We start from the raw sequence: 2542 nt of genomic DNA, 5'->3' as shown, positions 1-2542 counted from the left end.
TTCCCCCATTCAGGTTACGCCGCCCGCCGCCACCCGTACGGACCTTGCGCCGGGCGTGCGGCGGCGCATCGCCGCAGCATGATCGACATGACGCACCGTAAGGCACGAAGGACAGTCGTACGCGGAGCGGCCGTCGCCGCCGCCACCTCCCTGCTGCTGGCCGGAGCGGGCACGGTCCGTGCCGCGGACCGGCCCCTGTGGTCCCCCTGCCCGCCGCCGACCGCGGCCCAGGGCGGCGGGGAAGCCCCCGGCGTCGGCTGGGAGTGCGCCACGCTCCCCGTCCCCCTCGACTACGCCCGCCCCGGAGGGCGGAAGATCGGCATCGCCCTGATCCGGCACGCCGCGACAGGACCCGGCAGGCGCATCGGCTCGCTGATCTACAACTTCGGCGGCCCCGGCGGCTCGGGCGTCGCCACACTGCCCGGCTTCGGCCCCAGCTTCGCGGCCCTGAACACCCGCTACGACCTGGTGAGTTTCGACCCGCGCGGGGTCGGCGGCTCCGCCCCCGTCAGCTGCTTCACGGGACCGGAGACCGACGCGTACAACCAGGTCGACTCCACCCCCGACACCCCGGCCGAGGCCGAGCAGTTCATGGACGTCACCCAGGCCTTCGCCGCGGCCTGCGAGAAGAACTCCGGCGCGCTGCTCCCGCACCTCACGACCACCAATGTCGCCCAGGACCTGGACCGCGTCCGCGCGGCGGTCGGCGACGCGAAACTGAACTACTACGGCTTCTCGTACGGCACCGAGCTCGGCGGCACCTACGCCCATCTCTTCCCGAAGAAGGTCGGCCGCGCGGTCCTTGACGGTGTGATGAACCCCGACCAGAACTACACCGAGAGCGCCCTCTACCAGCTCAAGGGCTTCCAGCTCGCCCTCGACAACTTTGCGAAGGCCTGCGTCGCCGGCAGCTACGTCTGCCCCATCCAGCGTTCGACGCCCGCCCAGGTCGAGGAGGTCCTCACCGACCTGGTGGCGGGCCTCGACAGGCGCCCGGCCCGCACCGCCGACGGCCGGATGCTCAATGACTCGCTGGCCCTCTCCGCCATCGCCCACACCCTGTACAGCGCGTCGTCCGGCTGGCCGTCCCTGGCGCGCGCGGTCGCTTCGTACACCAACAGGAACGACCCGGCCGCCCTGATGACGCTCGCCGACGCCGCGACCGGCCGCGACGCGGAAGGCCACTACGACAACGGCACCAACATCTTCTCCGCCACCAGCTGCGCCGACTACGGCGTCCCGCAGACCACCGAGCAGATCGAGCGGCAGCGGCCCGCCTACCGCAAGGCGTCCCCGCTCTTCGGCGAGCAGTTCGCCTGGGCGCTGAACCAGTGCACGTACTGGCCCGTCAAGGGCGCCACGGACCACATGGAGGTGAGCGCGAAGGGCGCCCCGCCGATCCTGGTCATCGGCAACGCGGGCGACCCTGCCACCCCGTACGGCGGCGCGGAGGTGATGGCGCGACGGCTCGGGCACGGCGTGGGCGTACTGGTCAGCTGGAAGGGCGGGCAGGGCCACTGCAGTTACGGCAAGGGCAGCGCCTGCATCGACGGCAAGGCCGACGACTACCTGCTGAACGGCAAGGTCCCGGCGTACGGGACCAACTGCCCCTGAACTCCTAGAGGTAGTCCTCCAGCCGGGCGACGGTGAACCCCTGCTTCTGGATGTGCCGGAGCATGTTCGCCGTCATCTCGGTCATCGAGTGCCCCTTGAGCTCGGTCGGTCCGCGGAAGTGGGCGAGGATGATGTCGCCGGGGTGCAGCTTCTTGTCCGTGCGCTGGTACTGCATGTTCTTGATCTGCATCGACTCGCGCCACAGGACGATCGCCTTGAGGCCGCAGTCCTTCACCGCAGCGCGGGTGCCGGCGTTCCAGTTCCCGTACGGCGGCCGGAAGAGCCGCGGGGCGCTCCCGTACTCCGCGGTCAGCTTCGTCTCCTGCCCGCAGACCTCGTTCTTCTGCGCGGCCGCGCCCAGGGTGCGCATATTGGGGTGGTGGAGGGTGTGGTTCTCGATGCGGTTCCCCAGCGCCTGCAGCGGCTTGAAGTAGCCGTAGTCGCTGCGGATGGCGTCGTTCATCAGGAACATCGTGAAGGGGATCTTCAGCTCCTTCATCATCGCGACGAACTTCGGGTCCTTCTCGGCCCCGTCGTCGAAGGTGACGAAGACGATCTTCTTCTTGGTGGGGATCTCGCTGATCACCGGGACCGGCGCACCGGGCACGATCTTGACGGGCTTGATGGCGGGCGGCGCGGGGGCCGGGGCGAAGGGCTTGAGGCCCCACTTCCGGAAGGCCGCGGCACGCGCGTCGGGGTGCGCGGTGGAGGGGGCCTTCCCCGGGGCGGAGGCGGCCGGCGTATGCGTCTCCCCCGGACCGGAGCCCGACCCGGACGTGCATCCGGCGATCAGAGCACCGCCCAGCACACTGCCGAGAACCAGCCCCGCGACCTTCTTGCGCACGCTCGAACCTCTTGTCCGGTCTTGCCGACGTCTGCGACCTGCGCCAAGCAAGATGCAGAAATGGGCGGCCGGGTTCACTCATGC

Annotated in this window: 2 protein-coding genes; one reads left to right on the top strand and one right to left on the bottom strand. The window is 70.1% G+C overall.

Translation table 11 applies throughout. The features are described from left to right. A partial coding sequence (locus J0695_RS32755) for an alpha/beta hydrolase (RefSeq protein WP_372445854.1) occupies positions 1 to 1614 on the top strand: 1614 nt, incomplete at its 5' end. 4 nt (positions 1615 to 1618) lie between these two features. Here J0695_RS32755 and J0695_RS32750 read toward each other — a convergent pair. Continuing rightward, positions 1619 to 2458 (bottom strand): polysaccharide deacetylase family protein, encoded by an 840-nt coding sequence (locus J0695_RS32750; RefSeq protein WP_206968319.1) that lies wholly within the window; start codon positions 2456 to 2458, stop codon positions 1619 to 1621. Positions 2459 to 2542: the final 84 nt, after the last annotated feature.

Source organism: Streptomyces beijiangensis, assembly GCF_017315755.1.
Taxonomy (GTDB): Bacteria; Actinomycetota; Actinomycetes; order Streptomycetales; family Streptomycetaceae; genus Streptomyces; species Streptomyces beijiangensis.
Note: the sequence above shows the minus strand (reverse complement) of the source record. Positions and strands in the feature narration are given on the sequence as shown.